This is a genomic window from Nonomuraea sp. NPDC054003, assembly GCF_055585125.1.
In genome coordinates, this window is record NZ_JBVJKR010000010.1 from 331,465 (window position 1) to 349,278 (window position 17,814).

The following is a 17,814-nucleotide window of genomic DNA, read 5'->3' on the forward strand; positions in this document are numbered from 1 at the left end:
CCTTGTGCCAGCCTTCTCTTACTAGGATTCAATCATAGATAAGATTGGATTGATTCAATGAAGGGCCACCGGGCGAGGTGGGCGGTTCTGGCGGCCGCCCTGCTCGCGCTCCCGGCATGCGGCGCCGCCGCAGAGGAAGCCGGGACAGCGGGCGCGGACGACGCCCCCTATGTGATCATGGTGAGCGCCGGCAGCGATGCCGGGCCCGTCACCGACCAGCTCATCACCGGCGTGAACTCGGTCAAGGCCGGCGTCGCGACGGTCAACGAGTCCGGTGGCGTCAACGGGCGGCAGATCAAGCTCATCGAGTCGCCGGACAACGCCAACCCCACCAAGGCGGTGTCCGGCCTGCGCGCGCAGCTCGCCAAGGAGAAGCCCGACGCCTACATCGTGACGGCCGGCACCCAGGTCAGCTCGGCGGTCGCGCCGATCCTGAACCAGAACAAGATCCTGTTCATGAACTCGGCCAACATCGACGACACGGCCGACCCCAAGCAGCACCCGCTGGCCTTCAACCTGGCCGCCTCCCCCCGCGTGGTGGTCGAGGACTACCTGCCGGTGTTCGAGTCCAACGGCTACAAGAAGATCGGCATCCTGCACGGCAACTCCCCGTACGCCAAGAACTTCGGCGAACTGTCCGAGACCGTGTTCAAGGAGAACGGCTACGAGGTCGTGGGCAAGGTCGAGTACGACTCCGCCGCGCTCGACATGACCGCCCAGATCTCCGCGCTCCGCGACGCCGACCCCGACGTGGTCGTCTTCAACGCCTACGGCGCCCCCACCGGGTACGTGCTCAAGGGCATCACCAAGCTGGGCTGGGACGTCCCGCTGCTCGGTGAGACGTCGGTCGCCTCGACCCCGCTGGTCACCCAGGAGCCCCCCGAGGGCCTGCTGGGCTCGGCCGAGGTGAAGAACCTCAAGATCGAGGTGAACGCGGCCACGGTCTACGACCCGGCGGCGGAGGCCACGAACAAGGCCGTCGCAAAGATGAAGGAGCTCGGCGGCATCAAGGGCGCGATGGTCAACGTCCTCGGCTACGACGGCGTCCTGCTCATCGCCGCCGGGGCCAAGGACGCCGGCAGCACCGACGCCGCGGCCATCGCCAAGTCGCTGGAGAAGCCGGAGGTCAACGGCAACGCGGGCACCGCGGTCTACACGAGCTACCCGTACTCGGCGGAGTCGCACGAGCCGAAGCTGGCGCGCGGCACCCACACGTTCGTGGACCCCGCCCCGATCGTCAACGGCCAGATGGGCGCGTCCAAGTGACGCTCGTCTACGCAGGGCTGTCGCTGGGAGCCGTGTACGCGCTCGTGGCCATCGGTTACAACATCGTCTACGTGGCCTCGCGGTCGTTCAACTTCGCGCAGGCCCAGCTGATGATGATCGGCGCCTTCGTCGCCTACGCCGGCCACGTCACGTTCGGGCTCCCGGCGCCGGCCGTCATCCTCCTGACGATGGCCGTGGTCATGCTCATCGCCGCCATCCTGGAGCGCGTCGCCGTCCGGCCCGTCGCGGACCACCAGACCCAGCTGATCACCACGCTCGGGTTCGGCACGGTCCTGACGGGCCTGGCCCAGCTCATCTGGGGCACCCAGCCGCTGGAGGTGCCGTTCATCGGCTCCAAGGAGGCGATCACGCTCGCCGGCGGCCGGGTGTACACCTTCGAGCTCGGCCTGATCGCCATGGCCGTGCTGCTCGTGGTGGGCATCCACCTCTACACCCGCAGGCGGCTCAACGGCCTCGCCGTGGTGGCCATGTCGCAGGACGCCGAGGCGGCCGTGCTGCGCGGGGTCAACGTGCGCACGCTGGCCTTCGCCGCGTTCGCCGTCACCGGGCTGCTCGCCGGGCTGATGGGCTTCTTCATCGGCCCCAAGACGTTCGCCGTCGCGACGCTCGGCTCGGCGCTGGCCCTGAAGGGCTTCGTGGCGCTGGCGATCGGCGGCTTCGGCAGCTTCTACGGCGGGCTGGCCGGCGGCTTCACCGTCGGGCTGGTGGAGGAGCACGCGGCCCGCTACCTCGGCTCGGAGTTCAGCAACCTGAGCGTCTTCGCGATCCTCCTGCTGGTGCTGATGATCCGGCCCACGGGTCTGTTCGGCAAGGTCCAGGAACGGGTGGTTTGACATCCTCCCCTGCGAAGGCAGGGGATTCCAACGCGTCTCACACGGAGAGGAGGACAGGTTGAGGTTCGCGGTGCTCCGGCCCGGCATCCCGTGGCCCTTCCCGCGCAGACACGGCATGCCCTGCCGCGTGTGCGATGTTCCTGGCCGCGTTCACATCAGCGTTGCAGGCGTATCCACACGACCGGCACCGGTAACGCGCTTGGCTCTCACGCGCTACCCGGTCCACGATCCCGCACGCCGAGCACCGCTGACTCGTGTACACGGGGCTGACCTTCACCACCCGCCCGGGCGCCTTGTCCTCCAGGCGTCGGACGAGACCGCCCCATCCGGCGGCGAGAATGCCCCGGTTCAGCCCCGCCTTGGCACGCACCTTCCGGCCCGGCGCCTCGACGGTGCCACGTGCCGACCGGGTCATGGCGCGGATCTGCAGGTCTTCGACGGCGATCACGTCGAACCGCTGGGCGAGGTCAGTACTGATCTTCTCGACCCAGTCCTTGCGCCGGTCGCTCTCGCGCGCCTTCAGCCGGGCGACGGCGGCCTTGACCTCGGCGCGCCGGTTCGATCCGCGCGTGGCCCTGGCGAGCTTGCGCAACAGCCGCCGCAGTCGCGCCTTCTCCGTGTCGTGCAGCCCGGGGGCGTGCAGCATCTCGCCGGTGGACAGGGCCGCCGAGACCGCGACGCCACGGTCGACACCGACCACCTCGCCCAGGTCCGGCGCGGGGACGGGTTCGGGTATCGCGGCGAACGCGACATGCCAGCGCCCGGCTCGGTCGCGGGTGACGCGGTACGACTTCACCCCCTCGGGGACGGCGCGGGACCAGCGGAAACGGATCCAGCCCACCTTCGGGACCTTCACCTCGCCCACGTGCCGGGACAGGCGGCGCACGTCACCCGCTTTGACGGCGACGATCCGGAATCCCTCACCCCGCCCCTGCCTGCGCCACGCCGGGCGCCGATGGGTTCCTCCGAAGAAGGCCGCCATGGCTTGCGCGAAGTCCTTGAGCGCCTGCTGCTAGACGATGATCGACCCCGCCCGCAACCACGCGGACTCCGTCCGCGCCTCGGTCAACTGACGGCACTGCTCGGCGAACCCCGGCGCGGATCTGCGTCCCGGCTTCCAGTGAGCGTGCTGCTCGACTGCGAGATTCCACACATACCGGGCGTGCCCGCAGTGCTCCAGCAGCGCCTGCTCCTGGGCGGGCGAGGGCGTGAGCCGGTAGCGGGACACGCCGATCAAACTACCGATCAGCACCGACAGAATTCCGGAGACAGAAGTGTCCGACCGTTCCGCGTTTCCTCCCCGCCCTGCGGGATGGGGCGTCCACGCTGTGAGTGCGTGGTGACGAGATGAAGGCGTGGGCAGCCCTCCGGGCGGTGCCGTCGTGGGTGTACCCGGCGCTGCTGGGCGCTCTGCTGCTGGCGCTGCCGTTCCTGGGCGCGGACTACGGGCTCACCCGGCAGGTGGAGCTGACGCTCATCATGGCGCTCATCGTCAGCGGCCTGAACCTGTCGCTCGGGTACGCGGGCCAGCTCGCCATCGGTCAGGTGGCCATGTACGCGGCCGGCGCCTACACGGCGGCGATCATCTCCAAGGCCGGGACCACCGACCTGCTGGTCCACCTGCTCGTGGCGGGGCTGGCGGCGCTGGTCGTCGGCATCCTCACCGGCATCCCCGGGCTCCGGCTGGGCTCCTGGTCGCTGGCCATGACCTCGTTCTTCCTGGTGCTGCTGGTGCCCGACGTGGTGACGATCCTGGAGGAGCACACCGGCGGCGCGCACGGCCTCTCCGGCATCCCGCCCGCGACGCTGTTCGGCTACCAGCTCGGGCCCGAGCAGTTCTACTTCTGCGTGGTCGCGGTCACGATCCTGTGGTTCGCGGCGTTCCGCAACATCGTGGCGTCCCGGCACGGGATCGCCTTCCAGGTGCTCAAGCAGAGCCCGGTGCTGGCGTCGTCGGTCGGCATGTCCGTCTTCCGCACCAAGCTGGCCGGGTACGCGATCGGCGCCGTCCCCGCCGGGCTCGCCGGCGCGCTCTTCGCCAACCTGGACCTGTTCGTCTCGCTGGACGCCTTCAGCTTCCACGTCGCGACCGGCGCGCTGGCCGCCTCCATCCTGGGCGGCTCGGTCAGCGTGTACGGGGCGCTGCTCGGCGCGGGAGTCGTGGAGTACGGCAACTCCCAGTCGAGCAGCTTCCAGGAGTACTCGCTGGTCTTCTTCGGCCTGTTCCTCCTGATCGGCGGCGTGCTGATGAGCGGCGGCGTGGCCGGCGCGGCACGCAAGCTGGCCGCCCGCCTCGACCGGGCCGCCGGCGTGCTGCCCGGCGCGAAGGGCGGCACGGAGACGGAGATCGCGCCCATCACCGGCGGCACGATGGAGGTCACCGGCGTGGCCAAGGCCTTCGGCGGCAACCAGGCGCTCACGAACGCGGCGCTGCGTGCCGAACCCGGCCGGGTCACGGCCCTGATCGGCCCCAACGGCTCCGGCAAGACCACGCTGCTCAACCTCGTCTGCGGCTACTACCGCAGGGACGCGGGCACGATCACGCTGGACGGCAAGGAGATCGGCACGGCGGCGACGCACGCCATCGCCAGGCTGGGCGTGGCGCGGACGTTCCAGACCCCGCTGATCCCGCCCGGCATCACCGTCAGGGACGTCGTGGCCTCCGGCCGCTACACCGCCGAGCCCGCCTCGTTCGGCGGCGCGATCCTGCGCACCCGGCGCTTCCGCCGGGTCCAGCGGCGCGACCGTGAGCGGGCCGGCCAGGCCCTCGCCCTCGTCGGGCTGGGCCACCTGGCCGACACCGAGGCGGCCACGCTGCCGCTCGGCATGCGCAGGCTGCTGGAGGTCGCGCGGGCGCTGGTCGCCGAGCCCAAGGTGCTGCTGCTCGACGAGGTGGCCTCCGGGCTGGACGAGGCCGAGGTGGAGACCCTGGCCGCGCTCATCCGCCGGATCCGCGACGCGGGCTGCACGGTCATCCTGGTCGAGCACAACTTCGGCCTGGTGCTGTCGCTGGCCGACGAGATCGTGGTGCTGGCCCGCGGCTCCGTGCTCGCCTCCGGCACCCCGGCCGAGATCGAGGCCGACCCTCGGGTGCGCGACGAGTACCTCGGCGTGACCGACGACTCGGTCACCACCGGCAAGGAGGGACACGCATGAGCGACGCCCTGCTGACCGTGGCCGGCCTCGCCACCGGCTACGGCGACCTGCGCGCGGTCTGGGACGTCTCGTTCGAGGCCAGGCCCGGCCAGGTCACCGCGCTGCTCGGCCGCAACGGCTCGGGCAAGACCACCACGCTGCGCGCCGTCGCCGGGCTCAACCCGGTGCACGGCGGCGAGGTGGTCTACGACGGCCGCCCGCTGGCCTCCGTTCCGGCGCACGCCCGGGTCAAGCTCGGGATCAGCTACGTCCAGGAGGGCAAGCGGGTCTTCCGGGAGCAGTCCGTACAGGAGAACCTGCTCCTCGGCGGTTACAGCCTCGGCCTGCGCCGCAGGGCGCTGGAAGGCGAGCTGAACCGGATCCACGAGCTGTTCCCGATCCTGCGCGAGAAGCGCGACTCCCCGGCGGGCGCGCTGTCCGGCGGCCAGCAGCAGATGGTGGCGATCGGGCAGGCCCTGATGGCCAGGCCGCGCCTGCTCATGCTCGACGAGCCGTCCGGCGGCCTGGCGCCGTCGGTGGTGGCCGAGGTGATGGCCAGGGTGTCGGAGCTGAAGGCGTCGGGGCTGGCGATCGTGCTGGTGGAGCAGGCGGTCGAGGCCGCGGTCGAGGTCGCCGACCACGTGACGGTGATCGACGTCGGCAAGGTCGTGGTGAGCTCCCCGGTGGCCGAGATCGACGACCTGGAGCGGATCAAGGACGCCTGCATGGGCAGGTGACGTGAGAAAGGAAGACGACACATGGACAGCGGGGACTTCGCCGCCGTTCTGAGCACCGTGCGGGAGTTCGTACGCGAGGTCGTGGTGCCCGCGGAGGACGTGATCGAGGAGACCGACGAGATCCCCGAGCGGATCCGCGGCGCCGCCGCCGGGATGGGCCTGTTCGGCTACACCGTCCCCGAGGAGTACGGCGGGCTCGGCTGCGACGCCGAGCAGGACGCCCGCCTGGCCATGGAGCTGGGTTACACCACCCCGTCGTTCCGCTCGATGTTCGGCACCAACAACGGCATCGCCGGGCAGGTGCTGGTCAACTTCGGCACCGAGCGGCAGAAGGCGGAGTTCCTGCCGCGGATGGCGGCGGGGGAGTGCGTGGCCTCGTTCGCGCTGACGGAGCCGGAGGCCGGGTCCGACCCGAGCGGCCTGCGCACCCGCGCCGTGCGCGACGGCGACGACTACGTCATCGACGGCCACAAGCGCTTCATCACCAACGCCGACCGGTCGGACGTCCTCATGGTGTTCGCCCGTACCGGGGAGGCCGGCCCGAAGGGCATCTCGGTCTTCGCCGTGGACACGCGCACGCCGGGCGTGACCGTGGGCCCCAGGGACAAGAAGATGGGGCAGCGCGGCTCCCACACGAGCGAGATCCACTTCGACGGTGTCCGGGTGCCCGCCTCGCGGCTGATCGGCGAGGTGGAGAACGAGGGGTTCGCCGCCGCCATGCGCTCGCTGGCCAAGGGCCGGTTGCACATCGCGGCCTGCTGCGTCGGCCTGGCGCAGCGGCTGGTCGACGAGAGCGTGCGGTACGCCGCGTCGGCGAAGCAGGGCGGCACCGTGATCGGCACCTTCCAGCAGGTGCAGGCGATGATCGCGGACTCGCAGACCGAGCTGATGGCCGGTCGCGCGCTCGTGCTTTCCGCCGCCCGCGCCTACGACGACGGCACCGATCGGCGGATCGGGCCGTCCAGCGCGAAGCTGTTCTGCAGCGAGATGGCCGGCCGGGTCGCCGACCGCGCGGTGCAGATCCACGGCGGCAGCGGCTACATGCACGGAGTGCCGGTCGAGCGCCTCTACCGCGACGCCCGGCTCTACCGCATCTACGAGGGGACCAGCGAGGTGCAGAAGTTGATCATCGCCAGGAATCTGATGCGTGAGGTGGCCACCCGATGACCGGCTCCCGTGACGCCGTGATCTGCGAGCCGGTGCGGACCCCGATCGGCCGCTACGGCGGCTCGCTCAAGGCGCTCCCCGCTCCAGAGCTGGGCGCCCAGGCGCTGCGCGGGCTGCTCGCCCGCACCGGGCTCCAGCCCGAGGCGATCGACGACGTCGTGCTCGGCCACTGCTACCCGACGAGCGAGGCCCCGGCCATCGGCCGCGTCGTCGCGCTGGACGCGGGGCTGCCCGTCACCGTGCCGGGGCTCACCGTCGACCGGCGCTGCGGCTCCGGCCTGCAGGCGATCCTGTACGCGGCCAGGGAGGTCATGACCGGGAACGCCGAGGTGGTCGTCGCCGGCGGCGTCGAGAGCATGAGCAACGCCGCCCACTTCTCCTTCGACCTCCGGTGGGGCGCCCGGCAGGGCGGGGTGCGGCTGCACGACAGCCTGGAGCGCGGCCGGGTCACCGCGGGCGGCCGCCACCACCCGGTGCCCGGCGGGATGCTGGAGACGGCGGAGAACCTGCGCCGCGAGTACGCCATCCCCCGCGAGGAGCAGGACGAGCTCGCGCTGCTGTCGCACCGGCGGGCCGTCGAGGCGCAGCGCGACGGCAGGAGCGCCGAGGAGATCATCCCGGTCACGGTCCCCGTCAAGGGTGGCGAGACGACCGTGGACCGCGACGAGCACCCGCGCGCCGACACCACGCTGGAGTCGCTGGCCCGGCTGCGCCCCATCCGCGCCGCCGCCGACCCCGAGTCGACGGTCACCGCGGGCAACGCCAGCGGCCAGAACGACGCCGCCGCGCTCTGCGTCGTCACCACCCTCGACCGGGCCGCGGCGCTCGGCCTGCGCCCGCTGGTGCGGCTCGTGTCGTCGGGGATCGGCGCGGTCGAGCCGCACCGGATGGGCATCGGGCCGGTCCCGGCCACCCGCGTCGCCCTGGACCGGGCCGGGTTGCGGCTGGCCGACATGGACCTCATCGAGCTCAACGAGGCGTTCGCGGCCCAGGCCCTCGCGGTCATGCGCGAGTGGCGGTTCGGCGAGAAGGACCTGGAGCGTACGAACCCGCGCGGCTCCGGCATCTCGCTCGGCCATCCGGTCGGCGCCACCGGCACCCGCATGGTCGGCGCCCTCGCCCGCGAACTGCACCGCCGCGAGCAACGCTACGGCCTCGCCACCCTCTGCATCGGCGGCGGCCAGGGCATCGCCGCCGTCTTCGAGCGGATCACCTGACGATCACGAGCCGGATGCCAGGAGTGCCTTCAGGCGCTCCTGGCTCACCTTCAATGACGGCGTACGAGGGAGCGCGTCCAGCGGGACGAAGCGGACCGGCACCTGGTAAGGCGTCAGCCGGGCGCGCGCCCAGGTCTCCAGCTCGGCCGGGTCGAAGGCGGCGTCGGCCATCTCGACGGCCGCGACCGGCACCTCGCCGAGCCGCTGGTCGGGCAGGCCCACCACGGCGGCGTCGCGTACCGAGGGATGCTCCTTGAGCACCTCGGCCACCGCGCCGGCCGACACCTTGAAACCGCCGCGGATGATCACGTCGTCCGTCCGGCCGACGACCCACAGGAAGCCGTCCTCGTCGACCCGCGCCAGGTCGGTGGTCTCCTGCCAGCGGTCGGGGTCCGTCGACTGCGGCGTGCGCACGTCCAGCCGGCCGACCTCGCCCGGCGGCACCGGCTCGCCGGTCTCGGGGTCGCGCACCTGTACGTCCACGCCGGGATGCACCCGGCCCACGCTGCCGCGCTTGTCGTCGCGGTGGCGTTCCCAGTCCTTCATGGTCCAGCCCGCGATCCCGCCGGCGAACTCGGTCGCCCCGTACATGACCAGGACCGCGACGTCGTAGGCGTCCTCGAACCGGCGCGCCAGCTCCGGCCGGAGCGGCGCGGTGCCGCACACGACGGCGCGGACCCCGGCGAACACCTGAGGGTCCACCCCGGCGTCCAGGACCATCCGCAGCGAGGTGGGCGTGAGCGCCAGCACCCGCGCGTCGTACGAGGTCACCAGCCGCACCAGGCCGTCCACCGTGAACCGCTCCAGCATCGCCACGCTCCGGCCTTCGAGCAGGTTGAGCAGGAGGCGGAACAGCCCGCTGGTGTGCAGGATGGGCGCGACCAGGATGGCCACCCCGGAGCGGAGCCGGGGCTGCCAGGGCCTGCCCGACTCGTAGTGCGCGGTGCCCGCGAAGCTGGCCGCCAGGTTGCGGTAGCCGATGGGGACACGCTTGGGCGGGCCGGTGGTGCCGCTCGTCAGCATGCTCACCGCGACCCCGGGCAGCGCCCGCGCCGCGACCTGCCCGGCGTCCAGCGCGCACCCGGTGACCACCGTGACCGTGTCCGGCTCGTACGCGGGCACGGACAGCCCGAGGACCCCGGCCGACCGGGCGGCCGCCACCAGGCTCTCCGACTCCCAGTCGGCCGCGTCGGCGACCACCGCCACCAGATCCAGGTCGCCGACGTCCTTCGCCAGCGCGTCCGCCGGCTGCACGGGGCTGAGCGAGACGACGCAGTAACGCCCGGCCAGCGACCCGAGCACCGCCCCGACGACGCCGGGCCGGTTGCGCATCACCACGCCCACCCGCGCACCCTCCGGCGCCCCGACCGCCCGCAGCCGCTCGTCCAGCGCGCTGGCGCCCGCGGCCAGGTCGCCCCACGTGCACCACCGGCCGTCCAGCTCCAGCGCCCGCGCGTCCGGGTCCACGTCGAGGACCGCTTCCAGCCGCTCCGGCAGACCTGTCATGTCATCACGCTTCCTGGTCGGTCCTGGGAGTGAGTCGTCCGGCGGGCGTCGTCGAGAGGCCCCAGCCCGCGAACACCCCGTCCAGCGCGGCGACGAAGGACAGCGGCTGGTCGAGCATGACGTGGTGGCCGCAGTCGGCGATCTCGATGACCGGCAGCGAGACGCCCAGCCGCCGGTGCATGGCGGCGGTCATCTCCGGCGGCGGCAGCCCGTCACCGGCCCTCATGAGCGCGACCGGGCAGTCCGGCGGGAACAGCTCTTCCATGGTGAGCCTGGGCTGGCCGAACAGGAGCGGGTCGAACTTCCACGTCCAGCCGCCCTCGACGGCCCTGACGGAGGTCTCGGCGAGATGGTCGACGACGAACCGGTGCGCCCGCCCGACCTCCGGGATCGGATGGAAACGCGCCACCGCCTCCTCCCTGGTCGGGTAGAGGCGCGGCCGCCGCAGCGCCTCCTGCCGCCGCGCCACGTGCGCCGGGGTGTCGGCCTCCTCGCGCAGGACCGAGTCCACGCTGACCACGCCGCCGAGTTCGGGCCCGTACGAGAGAGCCGCGCGGAGGCAGACCAGCCCGCCCATGCTGTGCCCGACCAGCACCGGCGCGCCCGTGATCCCGGCGTCGGCCGCGACCGCCAGCACCTGTTCGGCCCAGGTGTCGTGGCCGTAGCGCGGGGCGTGGCCGCTGTCGCCGTGCCCGGACAGGTCGAGGGCGACGGCCCGGTGGCCGCCGGCGTACAGCGGCGCGATGTGGTCCCACCACCTGCTGTGGGCCGCGCCGCCGTGCACGAACACGATGCCGGGGCGTCCCGCCGCGCCCCAGGCCCGGTAGCGGATGGGCACGCCGGCGACGGTCACCTCGCCGGTGTCGACCGGATGGGCGAGCGCGTCGCGGAACCAGGAGGGGATCATGGGCTCAGTATCCGCGCGCCAGGTCGACCGGGTTGACCACCGGTTCGCCCCGCTCGACCCGCTCCAGGTTGCGGGCGAACAGCTCGACCACCTGCCTGCCGTAGCCGGGCGAGCTCCACGAGACGTGCGGGGTGAGGATGGCGCCGGGCGCGTCCCACAGCGGGCTGACGGGCGGCAACGGCTCCTTCTCGAACACGTCGAGCGCGGCGCCGCCGATCGAGCCCGCGCGCAGCCGGGCGGCCAGCTCGCGCTCGTCCACCACCTCGCCGCGCGACACGTTGACGATCAGGCACGACGGCCGGCACCGGTCCAGGACCTTCCCGTCCAGCAGGTGGCGGGTCAGCGGGGTCGCCGGGACGGCCAGGACGATGGCGTCGGCCCGCCCGGCCAGCTCGGCGAAGCGCCCGGCGGGATGCGTCTCGTCGAACTCCGGCACCGGGTCCGGGCCGTTGCGCACCCCGATCACGTCCATGCCCAGCGCCTTGGCGCGGCGGGCCACCTCGCGCCCCACCGGCCCCGCCCCCGCCACCAGGAGGGTCCCTCCCGACAGGACGACGGGATGATGCGGCTCCCACGCCCGCGACCGCTGGCTGGCCAGCACCTCGGGCAGCCGCTTGGCCAGCGCGAGGAGCATGGCCACGGCGAACTCGGCCATCGCCGGCGCGGACAGCCCCTTGGCGGCGGCCACCCGCACGTCCGGCGACAGCCCGGCCGCCGGGAGGATGCTGTCGGCCCCCGAGCCCACGAGGTGGATCAGCCGCAGCCGGCGGGCTACGGACCAGTCGGGCACCCGCATCCCCAGCCCCAGCACGGCTTCCACCCGGTCGAGCTCGGCGAGGAAGCTCTCCGGCGTGCGGCAGGCCACCACCTCACGGTCCCCGAGCACGGCTCCCGCCCGGGACACGGCGTCCACGGCGAACCTGCCGTAGCAGTGCACCGTGCCGATCCTGCCCGCCCGCATACCACTCCTAACGTCGAATCATTACTATAATAAAAGAAAAGACCCGACCCTTGGAAGAGGGCCGGGCCGTGCGGGTGGTCACTTGCGGTTGTAGAGCCTCATGGTCAGGGCGCCGAAGACGGCGACGAAGAGGGCGGAGGCCACCAGCACCCCGGTGACGGCGCCCGTGTCGGGGGCGCCGCCCATCAGGGAGCGGACCGCCGAGACCAGCAGGGTGATCGGGTTGACGTTCACGAAGGACTGCAGCCAGCCCGGCATCGTCGACGGGTCCACGTACACGTTGCTGAGGAACGTGAGCGGGAACAGCACCAGCATGCTGACCCCCATCACCGACTTCTCGCTGCGCAGCAGCAGCCCGAACATCGTCCACACCCACGAGAACGCGAACGAGAAGACGAGCAGCAGCGCGATCCCGGCGATCACCCCCACGAAACCGCCCTCCGGACGGAAGCCCATGACCAGGCCGACGCAGAGGATGACCACCGAGGCCATGACGTAGCGCAGCATGTCGCCCAGCAGGTAGCCGACCATGGTCGACGGCCGCCAGATCGGCAGGGTGCGGAACCGGTCGAAGACGCCCTTCTCGATGTCCTTGTTCACCTCGACACCGGTGTACATGGTGATCATCACGACGCTCGTCACCATGATGCCCGGCAGCAGGAACTGCAGATACTCGGTCGGCGAGCCGGCCAGCGCCCCGCCGAACAGGTACGTGAACATCAGTGTCATCATGATCGGGAACGCGGTCACGTCGAAGAGCTGCTCGGGCACGTGCTTGATCTTCAGCATCGCCCGCCAGCCGAACGTGACCGACGCCGACAGCGCGCTCGGCCGGGGCGGCCTGGTCGCCGGCGCCAGGACCGAGGAGAGCATGCCGGGGGTGGGAACGTAGGCGGTGGTCTCCGCGGTGGTGGTCATGCCGCTGCCTCCTCGGTGGCGGGGTGGTCGGTGAGTGCCAGGAAGACCTCGTCCAGACTGGGCTGGCCGAGGGAGAAGTCGTCGACGACGATGCCCGCCCCGGCGAGCCGGGCCAGCGCGGCCGAGGCCTGCGCCGCGGCGACCTCGTCCCGGCCGTCGCCGATGCGCGCGGTCAGCGCGACCGGGTCGGCCTCCAGGTGGACGGGCGCGTCCAGGGCCTCGGCGAGCAGCCGCTCGGCCTCCGGGCGGTCGGCGGCGTCGCGCAGCCGCACGTGCACGGAGCCCGCGCCGACGGACGACTTCAGCTCGCCCGGGGTGCCTTCCGCGATCAACCGGCCGTGGTCGATGACCGCGATCCTGGACGCGAGCCGGTCGGCCTCCTCCAGATACTGGGTGGTGAGCAGCACCGTGGTGCCGTGCGCGACGACGACGCGCACGATGTCCCACACCTGGTTGCGGCTGCGCGGGTCGAGCCCGGTGGTGGGCTCGTCGAGGACGAGCAGGTCCGGGGTGCTGAGGATGCTGGCGGCGATGTCGAGCCGCCGCCGCATGCCGCCGGAGTACGTCTTGACCTGCCGCCCGGCGGCGTCCGTCAGCCCGAACGCCTCCAGCAGCTCGGCCGCCCTGTCCCTGGCCGCGGGCTTGCGGTGGCCGAGCAGCCGGGACAGCAGGATGAGGTTCTCCGCCCCGGTCATCTCCTCGTCGACCGACGCGTACTGTCCGGTCAGGCTGACGCGGGAACGGACCGCGTCTGCCTCGCGCACCACGTCGTGCCCGAACACGGTGGCCTCGCCGCCGTCGGGCCGCAGCAGCGTGGCGATCATGCGTACGGCGGTGGTCTTGCCGGCCCCGTTGGGTCCGAGGACCCCGTACACGGCGCCGGCCGGCACCTCCAGGTCGAGTCCGTCCACGGCGCGGGTCTCGCCGAAGACCTTCACCAGTTTCGATAGCCGAATCGCCGGCTCGTTCATGGGCTTCCTCTCAAGAGACGTACGGATGGGCGAGGCGCGCGTCCCGCAGCGCGCGGCCCCACCAGGTCAGCTGGTCGAGCATGGTGGCGACGGCGCGGAGCCTGCCGTCGGTGTCGCGGGGGCACCCGTCACCGTCGGCGTCGGCGAGCAGGTCGAGCCCGACCCAGTCGCGGACGGTGACGGCGTGCAGGGCGCCGAAGACGGTGCGGAGCTGCTCGACGGCGTAGAAACCGGTCGAGCCGCAGCCGTAGGAGACGAAGCCCACCGGCTTGGCGTGCCACTCGTCGTAGGCGTAGTCGATCGCCTGCTTGAGCGGGGCGGGGAAGCTGCGGTGGTACTCCGGGGTGACGACCACGAACGCGTCCGCGCTCCCCACCGCCGCGGTGAACTCCCGCATGGCGGGGGTCGCCGTCCCCGGATAGCTGCCGGGGAACGCGTACCCGGCCAGGTCGAGCACCTCGACCGCGACATCGGCGCGCCCGCGGGCCAGCCCGGCGAACCACCGGCCGACCGTGTCGCAGGCGCGGCCGTCCCGGGTGCTGCCCAGGATCACCGAGACGCCCAGCATCGCCTTCTCCTCTCTCGCCGCCGTCACCTGTGAGGCGCGAGAAACCCGCTAGATCGGATCTAGCGGGCAGGGAACTCGTCCGGGATTGCCGGACAGTACGGCGTATGGATGTGATGCGGACCCGCATACGGGACGGCGATCAACGAGCGTTCGAGGAGCTTTTCGACCAGTACGCCAGAAGCGTCTACAACCACGCCTGGCGGCTGACCGGCGACTGGTCGGTGGCCGAGGACGTGGTGTCGCTGACCTTCCTGGAGGCGTGGCGGTCACGGGAGCGGCTCACACCGGACGGGGGCTCACTGCGGCCCTGGCTGCTCGGGGTGGCCACCCACGTGACGCGCAACCTGCGGCGAACCAGGCGGCGCCACGAGGACGTCATGGCCAGGATGCCCCGTGCCGACGCCGTCCCCGATTTCGCCGACGAGCTGGTCGGTCAGCTCGCCGACCAGGAGCGGCTGGCCGAGGTGCGCGAGGCGATCGGCCGCCTGCGCACGCACGAGCAGGACGTGCTGCTGCTGTGCGTGGGGGCCGGGCTCGACTACGCCGAGGCGGCCGAGGCGCTGGGCATCCCGATCGGCACTGTCAGATCCCGGTTGTCCCGGGCCAGGAAAAAGCTGGAACTGGCCCTGTCCCGACGACAGATGAATGGTGACCGCGGCACCGCGGTCCGGCCCGTCAAGGAGAGCACCCGATGAACATCTTCCCGCAGGAACGGGACCTTCCCGAGGGCCGTCACCAACTGCTCAAGGAGTTCGTGATGACCTCTCTTCAGGACCAGCCCAAGGCACGTCGCAAGCTGCCTCGCGCCGGCGTGCTGGCCCCCGCGCTGGGCCTCGCCGCCGCGGCCGCGGTGGCGCTCCCGCTGCTGTTCGGCAGTGCCCCCGCGTACGCGGTGGCCGAGAACCCCGACGGCACCGTGACCATCACCATCAACGAGGCCAAGGACCCCGAGGCCCTGGAGGCCGAGCTGAGGGGGATGGGCCACGACATCGTCGTCGACTACCTGCCCGCCGGCAAGAAGTGCGCCACCCGTCCGCGCGGCGAGAACTGGCTGTCGAAGGAGGAGGCCCCGCTCGCCGTCTTCCCGCCCACCATCGAGACGACCGGCTTCCAGATCGACCCGTCACAGATCAAGCCCGGCCAGACCGGCGTGCTGGAGTTCGCGGTGAACGACAACCCGGAGGCAGGCGACGTCGTGGCGGCGATCTGGGCGCGGGTCTCCGACGGTCCCGTGGCGCCGTGCGACCTCGTCGACGGCGACGCACCGCTCGGCGACTCCTGACGGAGCCCTCGCTCAGGTGTACGTGACCTCCAGCATGACGCTGGTGCCGTCGCCGTCGCTGTGGATGCTGAGCCGGCTGGCGCCGTGCCTGGCCAGCAGCAGGCCCCGGCCGTTGGCGCTGGTGGACGGCGGCGGCTGCGCCCGCTCCCGGCCGGGGGGCAGGCCGCGGCCCCGGTCGGTGACCTCGCAGTAGAGCCGGTCGGCGCCCTTCCACAGGGTCAGCCGGCCGTGCCCGCCGCCGTGCCGTACGGAGTTGGTGGTGATCTCGTTGACCGCCACCACGAACCGGTACAGCGCCAGCCCGGCCAGCCCCTCCTCCTCGCTGTGCCGTTCCACCTCCCGGCGCAGGCTGATCAGGGACTCCAGATCGAAGTCGCGGCTGAGCAGCGTCTCCAGCTCCTCAGCCATGGGCGCCTTCCGGGGAGAGGGGCAGCCGGCGGGCGGCGAGCACACAGGTGTCGTCTTCCGGGTTGGCGTCGGGAAGCTGGGCTATCACGTCGGCGACCGGCTGCCGGCTGCGCCGGGTGAAGGTCCTGTCGAGGGTCTCGATCACGGGGGCGAGCCCCTCGCGCAGCGTCTTGTCCCGCCGCTCGACCATGCCGTCGGTGTAGAGCAGCAACAGGTCGCCCGGCGCGATGGTGACGGCGGCGGTGCCGTAGGCGGCGGCGGGCACGGCGCCGAGCACCGAGCCGTCCGGGCGGTCCAGCTCGATGGTGTGCCCGCCCCGGCTGTGCAGCGGCGGCGGGTGCCCGGCCTGCGCCCAGCGCAGCTCGCCGGTCTCCGGCAGGTAGCGGGCCACCACCGCGGTGGCCGTGCTCGTCCCGGTGCCTCCCATGTACAGCAGGCGGTTGAGGTGGCCGAGCAGTTCGGCCGGTTCGCTCGTGGTGGTGACGGCCAGTGCCGCCAGCGCGTGCCGGAGCTGCGCCATGCAGGCCGCCGCGCGCACCCCGTGACCCGCGACGTCGCCGATGGCGAGCACCACGCTGCCGTCGCCCGCCTGCGCCGCGTGATACCAGTCGCCGCCGACCCGCTCCGCCTGCACGGCGGGCAGGTAGCGGACCGCCACCCGCAGCCGCGGCAGGTCGATCGGCTCGGTCGGGATGGGCAGCACGATCTGCTGGAGGGTGACGGCGAGCCGGTGCTCGGCCTCCAGGTTCCGCTGGTGCTCGCGCAGCTCCTGCTCGACCTTGGACAGCTTGGCCCGGGTGGTCTCGCGCGCGGTGACGTCCTGGATGACGCCGAAGATCTTGGCCGGCCGGCCCTCGGCGTCGCGCACCGCGTCGGCGACCATGCGCAGGTGTTTGACCCGGCCGCCGATCCTGACCCGGTAGGTGAGGTCGATGGTCTTGCCCCTGCTGAAGTCCTCGGCCGCCTGCGCCCGCAGCGGCATGTCCTCCTCGACCGTGAGGGTGTCGAGCACGTCGCGGGGCAGCGGACCGCTCGCGGGGTCGCGCTCGTACACGCGGTAGAGGCCAGGCGACCAGTCCACCTCGCCGGTGACCAGGTCCCACTCGCCCCACCCGAGGTTGCCCAGCCGCTCGGTCTGCGCCGCGCGCTCCTCCAGCCGGCTCTGCACGTCGTGCCTGACCCAGCTGTTGATCACACCGGGGCCCACCGGCCTGATCTGCACCGAGATGGTCATCTCGGCCGGCGCCCGCGCCGCCACGCTCACGTACGGGATGGGGCCGACCTGGCGCGGCATCCCGTCGGCGAGACACCGCTCCCACGCGTCCCACACGGGGCCGCCCACGAGCGTCGGGTAGACCTCGCTGAGCCGCAGGCCGACGATCTCCGAGCCGCGCCGTCCCGAGATGTCCACCAGCTCCGGGCCCGCCGCCATGAACAGGTAGTCCTCGACGCTCCCGTCCTCGGCGCGCACCGGCATCAGCACCGTGTGGTTGCCGGCCACGCCGTCCAGGACCTGCTGGGCGACGCGCGCCCAGTCGCCCGTCTGCGGCGGCTGCCGCAGCGGCCGCAGCGCCGACGCCACGATGGCGCGCAGCCGCTCGGGGCCATCCTCGGAGTGCCCCTCCAACGCCGCCACCACCTCGGCGGCCAGCTCGGACACGTCGCGCCCCTGGTCGGCGGCGAGCCCGCGCAGGTACGCGTGCGCCTCGGCGATGCGGCACGACGTGCGCCCGGCGAGGATCCCGGCGGCCCGTTCCAGCGCCAGCGCGTGATCGCCGCGAACCCGCCCCAGCCGCGCGTCGAGGTCGGCCAGGCGGTCGAAGTAGTTCTGCGAGGGCTCCATCGGTTGTTCAGGACCGTCCATGTCACGGCCACCCGACCCGGCCGGACGGCGGCCTGCTCCTTTGTCCCGGCATA

The 17,814-nt window shown here is 72.3% G+C and carries 17 protein-coding genes and 1 pseudogene; 8 read left to right on the forward strand and 10 right to left on the reverse strand.

Features of this window, described 5'->3' with window-relative positions; genetic code table 11:
- Positions 1-57: 57 nt before the first annotated feature.
- Entirely contained in the window at positions 58-1,266 is a 1,209-nt protein-coding gene (locus ACZ6YG_RS27190) for an ABC transporter substrate-binding protein (RefSeq protein ID WP_148035404.1), read from the forward strand.
- Entirely contained in the window at positions 1,263-2,120 is an 858-nt protein-coding gene (locus ACZ6YG_RS27195) for a branched-chain amino acid ABC transporter permease (protein WP_397196096.1), read from the forward strand. Before ACZ6YG_RS27190 ends, ACZ6YG_RS27195 begins: the two co-directional genes overlap by 4 nt.
- A 37-nt stretch (positions 2,121-2,157) precedes the next feature.
- On the opposite strand, the pseudogene ACZ6YG_RS27200 reads toward ACZ6YG_RS27195, so the two are convergent.
- Positions 2,158-3,120, reverse strand: a pseudogene (locus tag ACZ6YG_RS27200) (RNA-guided endonuclease InsQ/TnpB family protein); the annotation flags it as partial.
- 12 nt (positions 3,121-3,132) lie between these two features.
- Complete coding sequence (locus ACZ6YG_RS27205) at positions 3,133-3,372, reverse strand: helix-turn-helix domain-containing protein (RefSeq protein ID WP_466019553.1); 240 nt, start codon at positions 3,370-3,372, stop codon at positions 3,133-3,135.
- A 95-nt stretch (positions 3,373-3,467) separates the two neighbouring features.
- On the opposite strand from ACZ6YG_RS27205, the gene ACZ6YG_RS27210 reads away from it, so the two are divergent.
- From ACZ6YG_RS27210 to ACZ6YG_RS27225, 4 genes are read left to right on the forward strand one after another with little or no spacing between them, the layout of a single operon-like run.
- The gene (locus tag ACZ6YG_RS27210) at positions 3,468-5,276 is read left to right on the forward strand and encodes a branched-chain amino acid ABC transporter ATP-binding protein/permease (protein WP_466019554.1); all 1,809 of its coding nucleotides are present in this window, start codon (positions 3,468-3,470) and stop codon (positions 5,274-5,276) included.
- Positions 5,273-5,992, forward strand: coding sequence for an ABC transporter ATP-binding protein (locus ACZ6YG_RS27215; protein WP_466019555.1), 720 nt, complete (start codon positions 5,273-5,275; stop codon positions 5,990-5,992). The genes ACZ6YG_RS27210 and ACZ6YG_RS27215 overlap by 4 nt, the downstream gene beginning before the upstream one ends.
- Positions 5,993-6,013: 21 nt before the next feature.
- A complete protein-coding gene (locus ACZ6YG_RS27220) occupies positions 6,014-7,159 on the forward strand; it encodes an acyl-CoA dehydrogenase family protein (RefSeq protein ID WP_148035400.1) in 1,146 nt (381 codons plus the stop codon).
- A complete protein-coding gene (locus tag ACZ6YG_RS27225; RefSeq protein ID WP_466019556.1) occupies positions 7,156-8,376 on the forward strand; it encodes an acetyl-CoA C-acetyltransferase in 1,221 nt (406 codons plus the stop codon). Before ACZ6YG_RS27220 ends, ACZ6YG_RS27225 begins: the two co-directional genes overlap by 4 nt.
- A 3-nt stretch (positions 8,377-8,379) precedes the next feature.
- Here the strand turns inward: ACZ6YG_RS27225 and ACZ6YG_RS27230 are convergent, their stop codons facing one another.
- The 6 genes from ACZ6YG_RS27230 to ACZ6YG_RS27255 all read right to left on the reverse strand — a co-directional run bounded on the left by ACZ6YG_RS27230 (position 8,380) and on the right by ACZ6YG_RS27255 (position 14,207).
- Entirely contained in the window at positions 8,380-9,882 is a 1,503-nt protein-coding gene (locus tag ACZ6YG_RS27230) for a class I adenylate-forming enzyme family protein (RefSeq protein WP_466019557.1), read from the reverse strand.
- Positions 9,883-9,886: 4 nt separating this feature from the next.
- The gene (locus ACZ6YG_RS27235) at positions 9,887-10,789 is read right to left on the reverse strand and encodes an alpha/beta fold hydrolase (RefSeq protein WP_466019558.1); all 903 of its coding nucleotides are present in this window, start codon (positions 10,787-10,789) and stop codon (positions 9,887-9,889) included.
- Between the two features lie 4 nt (positions 10,790-10,793).
- A complete protein-coding gene (locus ACZ6YG_RS27240; RefSeq protein WP_466019559.1) occupies positions 10,794-11,750 on the reverse strand; it encodes a D-2-hydroxyacid dehydrogenase in 957 nt (318 codons plus the stop codon).
- Positions 11,751-11,828: 78 nt separating this feature from the next.
- Positions 11,829-12,668 (reverse strand): ABC transporter permease, encoded by an 840-nt coding sequence (locus ACZ6YG_RS27245; RefSeq protein ID WP_148035395.1) that lies wholly within the window; start codon positions 12,666-12,668, stop codon positions 11,829-11,831.
- Positions 12,665-13,639, reverse strand: a complete 975-nt coding sequence (locus ACZ6YG_RS27250) for an ATP-binding cassette domain-containing protein (RefSeq protein ID WP_466019560.1) — start codon at positions 13,637-13,639, stop codon at positions 12,665-12,667. Before ACZ6YG_RS27250 ends, ACZ6YG_RS27245 begins: the two co-directional genes overlap by 4 nt.
- Before the next feature lie 10 nt (positions 13,640-13,649).
- Positions 13,650-14,207 (reverse strand): NADPH-dependent FMN reductase, encoded by a 558-nt coding sequence (locus ACZ6YG_RS27255; protein WP_219542932.1) that lies wholly within the window; start codon positions 14,205-14,207, stop codon positions 13,650-13,652.
- 104 nt (positions 14,208-14,311) lie between these two features.
- Between ACZ6YG_RS27255 and ACZ6YG_RS27260 the strand changes: the two genes are divergently transcribed.
- On the forward strand, positions 14,312-14,902 hold the full coding sequence (locus ACZ6YG_RS27260; protein ID WP_364229450.1) for an RNA polymerase sigma factor: 591 nt from the start codon (positions 14,312-14,314) through the stop codon (positions 14,900-14,902).
- Positions 14,899-15,489: a hypothetical protein gene (locus ACZ6YG_RS27265; protein WP_466019561.1), complete on the forward strand. Its 591-nt coding sequence runs from the start codon at positions 14,899-14,901 to the stop codon at positions 15,487-15,489. The genes ACZ6YG_RS27260 and ACZ6YG_RS27265 overlap by 4 nt, the downstream gene beginning before the upstream one ends.
- A gap of 12 nt (positions 15,490-15,501) precedes the next feature.
- On the opposite strand, the gene ACZ6YG_RS27270 is transcribed toward ACZ6YG_RS27265, so the two are convergent.
- Together ACZ6YG_RS27270 and ACZ6YG_RS27275 are read right to left on the reverse strand one after the other, a co-directional pair.
- A complete protein-coding gene (locus tag ACZ6YG_RS27270; protein WP_219542935.1) occupies positions 15,502-15,897 on the reverse strand; it encodes an ATP-binding protein in 396 nt (131 codons plus the stop codon).
- Positions 15,890-17,761 carry a SpoIIE family protein phosphatase gene (locus tag ACZ6YG_RS27275; protein ID WP_466019562.1) on the reverse strand — a complete coding sequence of 624 codons (1,872 nt, stop codon included), beginning with the start codon at positions 17,759-17,761 and terminating at the stop codon, positions 15,890-15,892. The genes ACZ6YG_RS27270 and ACZ6YG_RS27275 overlap by 8 nt, the downstream gene beginning before the upstream one ends.
- Positions 17,762-17,814 lie beyond the last annotated feature (53 nt).